At 62.9% G+C, this 13587-nt stretch carries 11 protein-coding genes and 1 pseudogene; 6 read left to right on the plus strand and 6 right to left on the minus strand.

The features are described from left to right. The first annotated feature begins 16 nt into the window (after positions 1 to 16). The 5 genes from K0F85_RS08700 (at position 17) to K0F85_RS08720 (ending at position 5126) form a co-directional block, all read left to right on the plus strand. Positions 17 to 823 (plus strand): sulfite exporter TauE/SafE family protein, encoded by an 807-nt coding sequence (locus K0F85_RS08700; protein WP_219115659.1) that lies wholly within the window; start codon positions 17 to 19, stop codon positions 821 to 823. Between the two features lie 323 nt (positions 824 to 1146). Further along, a complete protein-coding gene (locus K0F85_RS08705; protein ID WP_257572626.1) occupies positions 1147 to 1488 on the plus strand; it encodes a PepSY domain-containing protein in 342 nt (113 codons plus the stop codon). Next, positions 1485 to 1955: a DUF2271 domain-containing protein gene (locus K0F85_RS08710; protein WP_219115660.1), complete on the plus strand. Its 471-nt coding sequence runs from the start codon at positions 1485 to 1487 to the stop codon at positions 1953 to 1955. Before K0F85_RS08705 ends, K0F85_RS08710 begins: the two co-directional genes overlap by 4 nt. A gap of 11 nt (positions 1956 to 1966) precedes the next feature. Continuing rightward, complete coding sequence (locus tag K0F85_RS08715) at positions 1967 to 4186, plus strand: PepSY domain-containing protein (RefSeq protein ID WP_219115661.1); 2220 nt, start codon at positions 1967 to 1969, stop codon at positions 4184 to 4186. After that, the gene (locus K0F85_RS08720) at positions 4170 to 5126 is read left to right on the plus strand and encodes an FAD:protein FMN transferase (RefSeq protein ID WP_257572627.1); all 957 of its coding nucleotides are present in this window, start codon (positions 4170 to 4172) and stop codon (positions 5124 to 5126) included. Before K0F85_RS08715 ends, K0F85_RS08720 begins: the two co-directional genes overlap by 17 nt. Before the next feature lie 16 nt (positions 5127 to 5142). Here the strand turns inward: K0F85_RS08720 and K0F85_RS08725 are convergent, their stop codons facing one another. From K0F85_RS08725 to K0F85_RS08740, 5 genes and pseudogenes are all read right to left on the minus strand, one after another. Further along, a complete protein-coding gene (locus K0F85_RS08725; protein ID WP_219115662.1) occupies positions 5143 to 7692 on the minus strand; it encodes a cation-translocating P-type ATPase in 2550 nt (849 codons plus the stop codon). Positions 7693 to 7816: 124 nt separating this feature from the next. Beyond that, the gene (locus K0F85_RS08730; RefSeq protein WP_219115663.1) at positions 7817 to 8470 is read right to left on the minus strand and encodes an NADPH-dependent FMN reductase; all 654 of its coding nucleotides are present in this window, start codon (positions 8468 to 8470) and stop codon (positions 7817 to 7819) included. 91 nt (positions 8471 to 8561) lie between these two features. Further along, positions 8562 to 9845, minus strand: coding sequence for an arsenic transporter (locus K0F85_RS08735; RefSeq protein WP_219115664.1), 1284 nt, complete (start codon positions 9843 to 9845; stop codon positions 8562 to 8564). A gap of 357 nt (positions 9846 to 10202) precedes the next feature. Continuing rightward, positions 10203 to 10394, minus strand: a pseudogene (locus K0F85_RS28640) (transcriptional regulator); the annotation flags it as partial. Positions 10395 to 10734: 340 nt separating this feature from the next. Continuing rightward, a complete protein-coding gene (locus K0F85_RS08740; protein ID WP_219115665.1) occupies positions 10735 to 11022 on the minus strand; it encodes a YciI family protein in 288 nt (95 codons plus the stop codon). A 264-nt stretch (positions 11023 to 11286) separates the two neighbouring features. On the opposite strand from K0F85_RS08740, the gene K0F85_RS08745 reads away from it, so the two are divergent. After that, positions 11287 to 13230 carry a cytochrome c/FTR1 family iron permease gene (locus tag K0F85_RS08745; RefSeq protein ID WP_219115666.1) on the plus strand — a complete coding sequence of 648 codons (1944 nt, stop codon included), beginning with the start codon at positions 11287 to 11289 and terminating at the stop codon, positions 13228 to 13230. Positions 13231 to 13302: 72 nt separating this feature from the next. On the opposite strand, the gene K0F85_RS08750 is transcribed toward K0F85_RS08745, so the two are convergent. Beyond that, the gene (locus K0F85_RS08750; RefSeq protein ID WP_219115667.1) at positions 13303 to 13542 is read right to left on the minus strand and encodes a hypothetical protein; all 240 of its coding nucleotides are present in this window, start codon (positions 13540 to 13542) and stop codon (positions 13303 to 13305) included. Positions 13543 to 13587 lie beyond the last annotated feature (45 nt).

Genomic DNA, 13587 nt, shown 5'->3' on the forward strand with positions numbered 1-13587 from the left:
ACATCAAGGACCGAGCATGACCGTCATCGTGCTGCTCGGCTTTACAGTCGGCATTATCCTCGCGCTGACCGGTGCCGGTGGCGGCATCCTTGCCGTACCCTTGCTGGTGTTTGGCGCCGGCTTGAGCATGGCGCAGGCTGGCCCGATCGGCTTGCTGGCGGTCGGCCTGGCGGCGGCCCTGGGCGCGGTGATGGGCCTGAAGAACGGGACGGTACGCTACAAGGCGGCCATGCTCATCGCTGGCGCGGGCATCATCTGCTCCCCTTTCGGCTTGTGGCTGGCACAGCGCAGTCCGAACCGGCCCCTGGCGATCCTGTTTTCCCTCGTGCTGCTTTACGTTTCCCTGCGCGTCTACCTGCGCGCCACCGCCGGCCCCGCCGACACTGCCGACACTGCAGGGAAAGCGCAACGCATGCCGCCCTGCCAACTCGACGCCAGGCGCGGAAAATTACATTGGACGGCCCCTTGCGCCAGGGCGCTGGCCCTGGCGGGAGTGCTTGCGGGCGTCTTGTCCGGCTTGCTGGGTGTGGGCGGAGGCTTCGTGATGGTACCGGCATTGCAACGCTACACGGATTTGACGATGCAATCCATCGTCGCCACCTCGCTGGCGGTCATTGCGCTGGTATCGCTTGCAGGCGTCGTCGCCAGTACAGCGTCCGGTCATTTGCAATGGGCCATTGCCCTGCCTTTCGCCCTTGGTTCCCTGGCGGGCATGACGGGTGGCCGGATGCTCGCCTCCAGGTTGCCGGCGCAGCAACTGCAAAAAACGTTTGCGATTGTTTCCACAGTGGCCGCGCTGGCACTGTTTATCAAGGCCATCTGATGATATGCAAGTGTACGCTCAGAGTGCGCAGGATCGGCCAGTATTTGCGTCAGCACATTGCCGCTTCAGCTACTTAATGATTGTCATTTGATGACTCTTCCGTCGCTCTTGCCGCCAGACAATAGGTCTTATATGGCCAGGAAACAAGCGCGGCGGCACATTGTGTGCATGTTTTTGCAAAAAAATTGATCTCACGATGGTAGACCCGCGAATAGCCGGATTTTTCATCGTGCGAGGCCGGGCAGCTAAGTATGATGTCAGCATGAACTGCCATGCTCAGGTGGTTACAAGGAGAGCAAGCGATGTTCCTAGCACGCACATGCATGGTGCTGTCTGCCCTGGTTTTCAGCGGCGTGGCCAGTGCAGAGGTCAATTGCACGGATCCCATCGGTGACTGGAAACCTCGCGAGCAATTGCAACGGGAAGCCGAACAGCGCGGCTGGATAGTCCAGCGCATCAAGATCGATGATGGCTGCTACGAACTCAGGGCCATTGATCGCAACGGCAATAAAATCAAGGCCAAGTACTCGCCGGCGTCGCTGCGCATGCGCAGCCTGGCGGTGAACTTCGGCAATGACGGCGATACCTCCGACTACCTCGGCCCTGTACCGCTGGCTCCCGTCAGCCGGCCCGCAAGTCCTACATCCCAAGGGGAAAAAAAATGAAAAACATGACCGTCTACGCCTGCCTTGCAGGTGCATTGGCGTTGCCAAGTTTCGTCCAAGCGCGTCCCGTCGTACTCACTGCGCAACTGAAGAACTACGCCGGCAACGGCGCGTACCTGGCGGTGTATGTCACGGATGGCGCCGGCAAATACAAGAAAACGCTTTGGATAGCTGGAAAGAAAACGAAGTATTACAAGCACCTGAGTGACTGGGCACGCGGTAGCGGCTTGAATGCGCGCGAATTTGACGGGGTCAGCGGAGCGAGCGTCGGCAGCGGCAAAACCCTCAAGGTGACGGTCGAACTGGCAGACAGCCTGATTGATGCCGGCTACGAGATCCGGGTTGACAGCGCGGCTGAGGATGGACGCGATAACCCGGCCGACGTGCGGGTGCCTTTGAGCAAAACGGGAGCAGGCAAACCCGTCGGTGGACGCGGCTACGTCAAGTCCTTCACTTACGACATGTAGCCACCGCCCGCATGTTGCGACAGATACATTCGTTCGCTGGCCTGATCAGCGCCCTGCTGCTGATCGTCATCGGCTTGACGGGCGCGGTGCTGTCGACCACTCCCGTGCTCGACCGGCTGGCGACCAGCATGCCGGCCGGCGTCAGCGTTGCCGAACTTGCTGGCCGGGTGGCGCGCCACTATCCGGGAGCCGAGCAGATCCAGCGCACGGCCTCCGGAACCATCATCGTCTATTACAGCACCGGCGACATCTCGGGCGTGGACCGCGTCGATCCGTCCAGCGGCAAGGCGATCGCGCCCTATGCGCCGCCGGCATACGCGCGCTGGTTCAAGGAATTGCACAGGTCACTATTGCTCGACACGCCAGGTAGCGCCGCTGTCGGCATCACCGCCCTGCTGATGCTGCTGGTCTCAAGCTCAGGCCTATTCCTGCTGGTCAAGCGGGTGGGCGGTTGGCGCCAGCTGGCACGTCCATTGCATGGCAACCGCAGCCAGCGCTGGCACGCTGCGGTGGCCCGTCTCGCGCTCGCCGGTCTGCTGCTGTCTGCCTTGACCGGCAGCTATATGTCGGCGGCGACCTTCGCCCTCATTTCCGATGGCAGCCAGGATGAACCCGATATACCCGCCGCCACGTCCGGCGGAGCGCCGCTGCCCGCTGCCCGCTTGCCAGCCTTGCTGGCCACGCGACTGGAAGACCTGCGCGAGCTTTCCTTTCCACTTGCCGGGGATCGCAGCGCCGTCTATACCTTGCGCACCCGGCAAGGCGACGCCTATGTCGACCAGTCCAGCGGCGCGCTGCTGGCCTTCCGCGCGCACAGCAATGTCCGGGAAGCCTTTGAACTGATCTACCAGTTGCATACGGGCGAAGGCCTGTGGTGGCTGGGGCTGGCGCTCGGCCTGAGTGCGCTCGGCGCGCCATGGCTGGCGCTGACCGGCATTGTCGTATGGTGGCAGCGGCTGCGGGCCAAACCGCGCATCGCCAATAACTGCGCCCCGGCTTCGGCCGACACCGTGATACTGGTGGGTAGCGAAAACAACAGTAGCTGGGGCTTTGCTCGCGTGCTGCACGAAGCATTGCGTCAGGCCGGCCAACGCGTCCACACGGCGCCGATGAACCAGTTCTCGTCGCGCTACGCTAGCGCGCGCCAGTTGTTCATCCTGACGGCGACCTATGGCGATGGCGATGCCCCCGCCTCCGCCACGCACTTCCTGGCCAATTTGGCCGGCATGGCCCCCAAGCACGCGGCAAGTTATGCTGTGCTCGGTTTCGGCGACCGCCAGTTTCCCACCTTCTGCCAGTTCGCACAGGAGGTCGACGCGGCGATGGCGGCGCGCGGATGGCGGCGCTTGATTGAGCTGGCCATGATCGATCGCCAGTCACCCCAGGAATTCGCGCGCTGGGGAAGCAAGCTTGGCACGCTGCTCGGCCACGAGCTCGTGCTTGAATATGCCCCGGAACATCCGCACACGCATACATTGCAGCTGCGCGAGCGTATCGCCTACGGCGAGGAGGAGCACGACCCCACTGTCGTGCTGCGCTTTATTGCGGCCCCGTTGCCGGCCACTGCCGGATGGCTGGCAAGCCGGCTTGTCCCCCATCGACTGCCGCGCTTCGAGGCCGGCGACCTGGCTGGCATCATGGCGCCCGGCAGTTCCATGCCGCGCTTCTATTCGCTGGCGAGCGGATCGAGTGACGGCGTGCTGGAAATCTGCGTGCGCAAGCAGCCTGGGGGCCTGTGTTCTAGCTACCTGTACGACTTGCTGCCGGGTGCCAGCATCGAGGCCTTTGTCCAGCCCAATCCGCAATTTCGTCCGGCCCTGGGCAAGGCGCCCGTCATCCTGATCGGAGCCGGTACCGGGATCGGGCCGCTTGCCGGATTCATACGCAACAATACGGGCAAACATCCGATGTACTTGTATTGGGGCGGGCGCCCCCCCGCCTCCGATTTTCTGTATGAACCCGAACTGCGCAACTATCTGGCCGACCGCAGGCTGACACAGCTGCATACGGCCTTCTCCAGAGTCGAGAATGGCGTCCGCGTGCAAACCCGGCTGATGGAGGACGCTGACCATATGCGTCGCCTGATTGCGGACGATGGCCAGGTGCTCGTCTGCGGCAGCCGCGCCATGGCAGCCAGCGTCAGGCAGGCGCTGGACCAGATACTCGCACCACTCAAGCTCGACGTGGCGGCGCTGCGGGACAAGGGAAGGTATCGTGAAGACGTCTTTTGAGCATGCGCTGCAGCGCTACAGCCTGAATGGCGCAACCATGGGCGGCCGCTATACGGCCATATTCTATGCGACCGGGCAGGCAGACGTGGCCGCCATCGGCGCCAGCCTGTACGCCGCAGTCGACAGGGTCGACCGGCAGATGTCGACCTGGAATGCCGCCTCGGACCTTAGTCGCCTGAACGCAGCGCCGGAGAATACCTGGCTTGCTGTGCCGCAGGAGCTGGCACTGGTGCTGGCTGCGGGCCTGCAGGTCAGCCGCGAATCGGGCGGCGCCTTCGACATGGCGGTTGGCCAGCTAGTGGAGGATTGGGGCTTCGGGCCGTCGCAAGGCAGGCCATCGCCGCAGATCGCAGCACAGCATGGCAAGGCATACCACCCGGCCACCGACGCATTGGACGTGGATCTGGCAGGCCGGCAGGTGCGCAAGCGCGCGCCGCTGATGCTCGACCTGTCGGGCATCGCCAAGGGTTTTGGCGTCGACCAGCTGGCGCATTGCCTCGATGGCTGGGGCATCGACAGTTACCTGGTCGGTATCGATGGAGAAATGCGGGCGCGCTCGAGCAGGCCCGATGGCAAGGCATGGAGCGTGGCGATAGAAAAGCCGACGCCTGGCATCCGTGAAATCGGTGGCGTGATGGAACTGCACGACATGGCCATCGCCACCTCGGGCGACTATCGCCGCTGGGTGGAAATCGACGGAACGCGGCATGCGCACACCATGCATCCGGCCTTGCGTCTACCGGTATCGAACCGCCTCGCAGCCGCTACCGTGCTCGCCCCCAGCTGCATGCTGGCCGATGCCTGGGCCACGGCGTTCATGGTCCTGGGCGACGCCGAGGGTGTCGCGCTGGCCAGCAAACGAGGCATGGACGTGCTATTCGTCCTGCGCCACGGCGCCGCACTCGAAGAAATTCTGCTCGTCGACGGGAAGATTGCCTGACCTGAAGGGGCGTGCGTCAAGGCGCCGCCGCCACGCCGCTTAGCCAGCGCCATTTCGGTAGGCCCCACTTGACGCATTCGAACCAGATGATGCCTAGCGCAGCGACCAGCGCGCACTGCAGCAGCAGCGCAATGCTCGGCAGCGCGAAGGCAAACAGTTCGCGGATGGCCGCCACGCCGAGCACCAGCAAGAGCAACAGCGAGGCCGCCAAGCTGATCCATGCGAATGCCCGGTTCGATTTCAGTCCCCTCCTCCATGACGGCTGGGTCCATTGGCGATTGACATAGATCAGTCCAAGGTTCGAGGCCACAAGGCTGAGGAAGGTCGTCGTGCGCGCCAGCTCATCGGAATTGCCCGTCCACCGCACGAACACGTAGAAGCCGACCAGCATGGCCAATAATCCTGCCCCCTGCAGCAAGCCGCGCAGCAGTATTTCACGGTCGAACAAATGCATGTCCGGCCTTCTGGGCTTGCGCACCATGGCATCGGCTTCGATGGGCTCGGCCTCGAACACGATCGAGCAGGCGGGGTCGATCACCATTTGCAGGAACAGGATGTGCACGGGCATCAGGAGCATGGGCCAGCCCAGCAGCACGGGCAGGATGGACAGGCCGACGATGGGCACATGCACCGCCACGATGAAGACGATGGCCTTGCGCAGATTGGCGAACAGGCGGCGGCCATGTTGCACTGCCAGCAGCAGCGAGGAAAAGTCGTCCTTGAGCAACACCAGCGCCGCCGCTTCACGCGCGACGTCGGTGCCACGGGCGCCCATGGCCACGCCGATGTTGGCCGCCTTTAATGCGGGCGCGTCGTTGACGCCATCGCCCGTCATGGCGACGATATCGCCACGGCTGCGGAACGCTTGCACCAGACGCAACTTCTGCTCCGGCGCGATGCGGCAGAAAATATCCGTATCCGCCAGGCGCGCCTGCAGTGTCGCGTCGTCCAGTGCTGCCAGTTCCGTGCCGGACAGCAAACCGCCTTGCGCGCCGGCGATACCGGCCTGCTGCGCGATGGCCCGCGCCGTGGCGGGATGGTCGCCCGTGATCATCACCACGCTTATCCCCGCCGCGTGGCATTGCGCCACCGCATCGGGAACTTCCGGCCGCACCGGATCATGCAAGCCTAGCAGCCCGAGAAATTCAAATGCAAAGACATGCTGGTTGTCAGGCAATGGTGGCGCAGCAAAGGTGGCGCAGGCGACGCCGATCACGCGCAAGCCGCCGTCTGCCATGGACTGCACCTGCGCGGCGATGGCAGCGGCGCGCGTCGGCGTCAGATGGCACAGGTCGACGATGGCCTCGGGCGCACCCTTCGCCGCCACCAGCAACTCGGATTGGTCCGGCGATTGCCACACCCGCGACATGGCCAGCATTTCCCGCGACAGCGGATAATCGTCGATCAGCCGCCAGTCGGCATGCAGGTGTTCCGTATTCGCCAGCAAGCGGGCGCCAGTCTGGCCGATGGCCGATTCCATGGGGTCAAACGCCCGCCGATGGCTGGCCAGGACGGCATATTCGAGCAGGCCGTGCAGTTCCTCCTGCAAGGACCCGGCCTGACTGCCTTGAGCATCATAGGCGCAGGCCTCCGACCACAGTCGGGCCACGTCCATGCGGTTGGCTGTCAGCGTGCCCGTCTTGTCAACGCACAGCACCGTCGTCGCGCCCAGCAATTCGATCGCCGGTATGCTGCGCGCCAGTATGCTTTCGCGGCCCAGGCGCCAGGCCCCCAAGCCCAGGAAAAGCGTCAATATCACCGGCAATTCTTCTGGCAGGATCGCCATGGCCAGGGTCAGCCCGGCCAGCAGGCCTTGCAGGGCGTCGCCGCGCAGCCACCAATACAGCAGTGCCAGGCCTGCGGCGAGACACAAGCCGCCGATGGCGACGTTCCTGACGACGCGGCGCGTTTCCGATTGTATCGGTGTCAGCTCGCTGCCCATGGTGGCAAGCGAGGCGCCGATGCGGCCGAGCGCGCTATGCGGGCCGGTAGCGACCACCAGGCCGCTCGCCGTGCCTTGCGTGATCAGGGTGCCGGAATACACCAGGCAGTCCGGACTGGCGCCAGTATCGCCACAGCCATGCTTGACGACCGGCACGGACTCGCCCGTGAGCATGGACTCATCGGCCGTCAAATTCGAGGTGCTCAGCAGTTCCATATCGGCGGGAACGCGGTCGCCCTCGGCAAGCAGCACCAGGTCTCCCAGCACCAGTTCCCGGCCGGCGATGCGTTCCTGTTTCCCATCGCGTATCACCAGCGCGCGTGGACAGGAAAGGTCGCCAAGCGCCTGCAACGAGCGTTCCGTGCGTCTGCGCTGAAAAAAAGTGAAGCCCATGACGATGCAAACAAAGCCCAGCAGCATCAGCGCTTCATTGCGATCGCCCAGCAGCAGATAGATGACGCCGCAGGCCACCAGCAGCAAGAACATCGGTTCGGAGACGACATCGAGCAGCAAACGCCCGGCACTCAAGGGACGCGAGGCGGGCAAGGCATTCGGCCCATTTTGCTGCAACCTTTCAGCGGCCTGCGCGGCTGTCAGTCCCTCACTGTTCTGCGGCTGCGTCATGACAGCGATCCTTTTCCTGCGTGGCAAAGCGTGGTGGAGTTCAGGATGGGGGAATGAAGCCGCCGTCGCTGACCTGATCAGCGCAGATTGTCATATTAGCATTCATTGCGATTGTTCCGCGCACTCAAGGTGCATTGCGTTGCGACGGGTCGCGCAGGAATGCCGGCGTTGCTGGCGTCACGCCGGAATGCTCGCGCTCCCCTCTGGCGGCGGCCGCCCACCACAGCAACTGCGCAAAGGTGCGTTGCATATAAGCGATCCAGCGCATGCCGTCCACCTCTGCGGCAAAGCTGCCATCGGCGGTAAAAACAGTGTGCGCGGCCGGAATATGGATCATGGCTGATACCGGCAAGCAGCCCAGCTCGGACAGAAAAGCGCGCATGCCCACCGCCGCCCTCACGCCACCCCACTGGCCCGCCGAATAGGTGACGATGGCGCTGGGCTTGTAGGCAAACAGGGAACTGCCAAAATGATTCAGCAAATGCGCCAGTGCCGGACTCATGGAATGATTGTATTCGGGACTGACCATCACATAGCCATCGGCACTGGCTATCTCGCTGGCCAGATGCTCTAACGGCAGGGGGGCGCGCCCTTGCGCATAGGCAAAGTGCGGCTTGAACACCTCTCCCAAAGCGTAATCGAGTGGATCGATGAGCACCACTTCGGTGCCATCGTGGCCGCACTGCGCCGCGCAGGCCCTGGCGACGCGTTCGCCCAGGCGCGCCGGCCGGGGCGGCGTGCTGGTACGTATCGATCCGAGAAACAGCAGGATTTTCATGTTGGCCTTTCCAGCCACGAGCTAGCCTACGTTAGCGTGCAGTGACGGCCCGGCCATCGGACCATCGGGATAGTCATGCAGAATCCCTGGCTTAATAGCTGAGGCGTATTGCCAGCGCCGCCAGGGTCACGAGCAACACGGGCAAGGTGAGGACGATGCCGACGCGGAAGTAATAACCCCAGGAGATGTGAATCTTCTTACTCTCGAGGACATGCAGCCACAGCAGGGTCGCCAGACTGCCGATCGGGGTAATCTTCGGCCCCAGGTCGCTGCCTATGACATTGGCATAAATCATCGCTTCGCGCACGGCACCCTGCGCCGTCGTCGGATCGATCGACAAGGCACCGATCAGCACTGTAGGCATATTGTTCATGATCGAGGACAACACGGCCGTCAACACGCCGGTGCCCATGGCCGCGCCCCATACGCCATATTGCGCAAAGTGATTCAGCACGCCAGTCAGGTAGCCGGTCAAGCCCGCATTGCGCAAGCCGTAGACGACCAGGTACATGCCCAGGGAAAAGACGACGATTTGCCATGGCGCATTGCGGATGACTTCGCGCGTGGCGATCACATGGCCTTTGGCGGCGACAGCCAATAACAGTGCAGCGCCGACGGCGGCCACGGCACTGATTGGCACGCCCCTACTCTCCAGCCAGAAAAAGCCGATCAGCAGCAGCGCCAGGACCAGCCAGCCGGCTTTGAACGTGGCCATGTCGCGGATAGCGGCGCCGGGGCGCTTGAGTTGGGAGGCATCATAGTCTTGCGGAATGTCCTTGCGGAAAAACCACATCAATGCAAGCAGAGTCGCCGTCACCGCCACCGCGTTGACCGGCACCATCACGGCCGCATATTCGGCAAAGCCGATCTTGAAGTAGTCGGCCGAGACGATATTGACCAGGTTCGACACCACCAGCGGCAAACTGGCCGTGTCGGCGATAAAGCCTGCGGCCATCACGAAGGCCAATGTCGCCCTGGCTGAAAACTTCAGTTCGAGCAACATGGCGATCACAATGGGCGTCAGTATCAGCGCCGCGCCATCGTTGGCAAACAGTGCGGCGACGGCGGCGCCCAGCAGGACCAGCAAGACAAACAGCTTGCGGCCGCTGCCGCCGCCCCAGCGGGCCACGTGCAGTGCGGCCCACTCGAAGAAGCCGGCCTTGTCAAGCAGCAAGCTGATGATGATGACGGCGATGAACGTGCCGGTGGCATTCCAGACGATGTGCCAGACGACAGGAATGTCGGATAACTGGATGACGCCTGCCAGTAGCGCCACTGCGGCGCCGATGGCAGCGCTCCAGCCTATGCCCAGTCCGCGTGGCTGCCAGATAACAAAGATCAGGGTGGCCAGAAAAATCAGGACAGCGGTCAACATGCAAGCGCCTCCTTGAGTGCTGCCGGGGCCAAGCCCCTGGAAACCCCGAAAGCGGCGTCCTGTGCCGCGCCCGTCGCCGTCACATGGCCGCGCTCGCCCACACCCCTGCGGCTAAGGCGCACTGGGCGCGGGTGGGCCGGGGACCTCTCGCCGCCTCGGTACCGCACCCCGGCAGCCTGTTGAAAAGTCGCTTCTGCCTGGATGGCGCGGCAAGAGTTTCCAGTAGGCAAGAAAAGAACGTTCATGAAATTGTCGCAAGATAGGGAACATAAAGCATACCCTTCAACTGAGGGTACGTCGCGGCGCTTGTATACGCGACGGCGCTTTTTCCGATGGCGTTGGGCTCCCGCCTGATCGCGTCTTTTTTCCGGCATGTGCAGTGGCAGGCTGACAGTGAAATGCAGGGGACGATGGCGCAATGCCAAGATGTTCGGCAATCTTCACTGCCGCCATGCCTTGCGGTCCGCTCCGCACAAGCAAACGAAAGACGGCCAAGCGGGATTCCTGCGCAAGTGCCGCCAACGCGGCAATAACATTCCTGGTTTCCATCCACACCCCATTTATTCAATACTTCAATAATAATCGAATTATAAAATTAATGGAAGCCTGTTTTTGTACTGATATACAGCGTGCAAGCCGCTGCCATCCCTTCCCTACATGTTGAGGTGGATCAGTCAAATTTTGCATTGTGTGCAGCAAAATATGAACATTCGCAAGTCGCTGTTCAGCTGGCCTTGCGCGTCGTCAACGGTGGCCTGAAAGTGGGCGACATGGACAGTGCGTGGCCAGGGGACTGTACGCCAAGCAGGCCTCCGGCCAGCCGGCCCAGTCCCCGTCCCCGACCCCGTCCCCTTTTACCGCTGCCCGGCACCTTCAATTTTGATGTCGGTCAGGTAAGAATGGCCTCGACACCAACGCCAAACTTGGTCGGATTAAATTCAATGACTTGATAGCTTGCGATCTGCTCGCGATAGAAAGGATCTTCTGCAAGCACGCCATCGAGTTCTTCCCGGCTCAAGCCTTTCACGAGGATGACACCTCCTGTGCGCGGCATCTGGGGACCAGAAGCTAGAAAAATACCCGCAGCATAATGGCGATCAAGAAACCGCCGATGCTCTTCAAGGTGAGCCTCGATGGCTGCCAGCGGTTGAACGTAATGCAAAAGGACAATGTACATAAGGCTCCAATATTGTCAAAACTCATGGCTATGATAAGCAATCAAGAATGACATCTCAAGCGCTATTGTCGAGAGTCGCAAACCCTTGATTTCCCGTATTGCAGCAGATGACCGGGCAGACCTATCGAAAACCGCGTTCTCAATCAGAGGCAGACGACAGACGGGCACGCCTCCCGTGTGCGCCCGTGCAAGCCCGTGCGCCGTTGACACCCCGCACGGTCTGTCCTATAGTCGCCGGGTTAGTTATAAATGAGAATGAGAATCATGTTCAACCCTATCAAGAAATGGCTCGTATGCCTTCCTCTCGTGGCCGCCAGCCTGTTGCTGGCCGGCGGCGCGCAGGCGCAAGTGGCCGACCAGAGCGCCGGCGCCAAGCAATTGTGGCAATTGATTGACTATGTTGCCGTCGATTACAGCGGCGCCGTCGAGCATGGCAAGGTGGTCAGCGAAGCCGAATATGCGGAAATGCTCGACTTCACGGACAACGCAACGACGCAGATCGGCGCCCTGCGCGCCCACGCGTCGCAGGCTGCCATCGCCGCCGCCATCGCCGAGCTGCGCGCGGCCGTCGTCGCCAAGGCGGATGGCGCGGAAGTCAAGCGCCTGGCGCACCATGCGAATGGCTTGCTGATTGCCGCCTATCCGATTCCCGTGGCGCCGAAAGTGTTGCCCAAGCTGGCGCGCGGCGCGGCCCTTTACGCGGCCCAGTGCGCTTCTTGCCACGGCGTGGCCGGCGGCGGCGATGGTCCGCTGGCGGCCAGCCTGGAACCGAAACCGATCGCCTTCACGGACGGCGAACGGGCGCAGTCGCGCAGCCTGATGGCGCTGTACCAGGTCATTTCGCAAGGCGTGGCCGGCACCTCGATGGCCAGTTTCGGCCAGCTGTCCGACAGCGAGCGCTGGGACCTGGCGTTCTATATTGGCGGCATGTCGCACGACGCTGCCGCTAGCGCGCACGGCGAAAAACTGTGGCAGGACGATCCACGGGCCAAGCAACTGTACGCGGACCTGGCCGCCGTGACGACCCTGACGCAGGAAGCGGCTGCCGCCAAGTTGGGAGCGGACGCGGCGCAAGCCTTGACGGCATATTTGCGCAGCCATCCGGGCCAGGCCGAAGCGCACAAGCCGGCCGGCCTGGCCCTGTCGCGTCTGCGCTTGGCTGAAAGCCTTGCTGCCGTGCACGCGGGTGACCGCGCGGGTGCCACGCGCCTGGGCCTGTCGGCCTACCTGGACGGCTTCGAGCCGATCGAGCCGATGGTCGGCGCGCGCAATAAATCCCTGCTGCTGGCCGTGGAAAACGCCATGCTGGCTTACCGCTCCGCCGTTGCCAGGGGCACGGTGGCCGACGCCGACGCGGCGGGCGAAAAACTGCAACAACTGTTTAGCCATGTGGAAGCGGAACTGGGCGACGCCAAGGCCGAGCCGATGACAACCTTTATCGGCGCCCTGACGATCTTGCTGCGCGAAGGCGTGGAAGCGCTGCTGATCGTGATCGGCATCATCGCCTTCCTGCGCAAGGCCAAGCGCAACGATGTGCTGCCCTATGTGCACGGCGGCTGGATAGGCGCGCTGGTGGCGGGCGGCCTGACGTGGGTGGCGGCAACGTACCTGGTCACCATCAGCGGCGCCAGCCGTGAAGTGAGCGAAGGCCTTGGTTCCGTGTTCGCGGCCTTGGTCCTGCTCAGCGTGGGCCTGTGGATGCACCAGAAGAGCAGCGCCGGGCGCTGGCAAGAGTATTTGCACGAGAAACTCACGGCGGCGATGAGCCGACGTTCCGCCTGGGGACTGTTCGCCCTGGCCTTCATCGCGGTCTACCGCGAAGTCTTTGAAACCGTACTGTTCTATTCCGCCCTGGCGGCAGACGGCAATGGCGGCGCCCTGCTGGGTGGCTTCGTGGTGGCCGTCGTGCTGCTGGTCGTGATCGCCTGGGCCTTGCTGCGCACCAGCGCGCGCATGCCGATTGGCAAGTTCTTCTCGCTGACGTCCGCCTTCGTGGCCGTGCTGGCCGTGATCCTGATGGGCAAAGGCGTGGCCGCGCTGCAAGAGGCTGGCTGGGTGGGCGTGACCCCGGTCGACTTCCTGCGCATCGATCTGCTGGGCATCCTGCCCACGGCGGAAACCTTGCTGGCGCAGGCGACCATCTTGCTCATCATCATCGCCGGCTATGGCTGGAACCGCGTTGCGGCAGGCAGGGGCAAGCTGGCCTGAGCCTGAGCCTGAGCCTTTGGCGTGCCGGCAGGCTAACCGCCCCCGATAGCTGCAGACAGCTGTCGGGGGCGGTTACATTGCGGCTAGTGATCGTGCAAAGTCGCTTGATGTCTTCGTGTGGCTGCGCACTCTTATCCCTGCCAGCCAGATTTCACACACATCGATGCCGGCGATGACAGCTTGCCGCAGCCGCAGTGGCTGGAACGCTGGCGCGAGCAGGGCCAGAAGGGCTTTCAGTTCATCAACTCCCCTGCCCCGCAGCGCCTGCTGGACGCGGGCGTCGACGTGCACAATCTGACAGACGTCGTGCATGACACGCTGGAAGAATGCGACCCGGCTGGCCGCAATGGCTGGCCC

The organism is Janthinobacterium sp. UMAB-56 (assembly GCF_900095265.1).
GTDB lineage: Bacteria > Pseudomonadota > Gammaproteobacteria > Burkholderiales > Burkholderiaceae_D > Janthinobacterium.

Excerpts from the sequence above, each read along its gene's own strand:
- K0F85_RS08715 (WP_219115661.1), top strand. The coding sequence starts at position 1,967 with ATGTTGCGACAGATACATTCGTTCGCTGGCCTGATCAGCGCCCTGCTG.
- K0F85_RS08750 (WP_219115667.1), bottom strand. The coding sequence starts at position 13,542 with ATGCACGACGTCTGTCAGATTGTGCACGTCGACGCCCGCGTCCAGCAG.
- K0F85_RS08745 (WP_219115666.1), top strand. The coding sequence starts at position 11,287 with ATGTTCAACCCTATCAAGAAATGGCTCGTATGCCTTCCTCTCGTGGCC.
- K0F85_RS08735 (WP_219115664.1), bottom strand. The coding sequence starts at position 9,845 with ATGTTGACCGCTGTCCTGATTTTTCTGGCCACCCTGATCTTTGTTATC.
- K0F85_RS08705 (WP_257572626.1), top strand. The coding sequence starts at position 1,147 with ATGGTGCTGTCTGCCCTGGTTTTCAGCGGCGTGGCCAGTGCAGAGGTC.
- K0F85_RS08710 (WP_219115660.1), top strand. The coding sequence starts at position 1,485 with ATGAAAAACATGACCGTCTACGCCTGCCTTGCAGGTGCATTGGCGTTG.
- K0F85_RS08700 (WP_219115659.1), top strand. The coding sequence starts at position 17 with ATGACCGTCATCGTGCTGCTCGGCTTTACAGTCGGCATTATCCTCGCG.
- K0F85_RS08730 (WP_219115663.1), bottom strand. The coding sequence starts at position 8,470 with ATGAAAATCCTGCTGTTTCTCGGATCGATACGTACCAGCACGCCGCCC.
- K0F85_RS08740 (WP_219115665.1), bottom strand. The coding sequence starts at position 11,022 with ATGTACATTGTCCTTTTGCATTACGTTCAACCGCTGGCAGCCATCGAG.
- K0F85_RS08725 (WP_219115662.1), bottom strand. The coding sequence starts at position 7,692 with ATGACGCAGCCGCAGAACAGTGAGGGACTGACAGCCGCGCAGGCCGCT.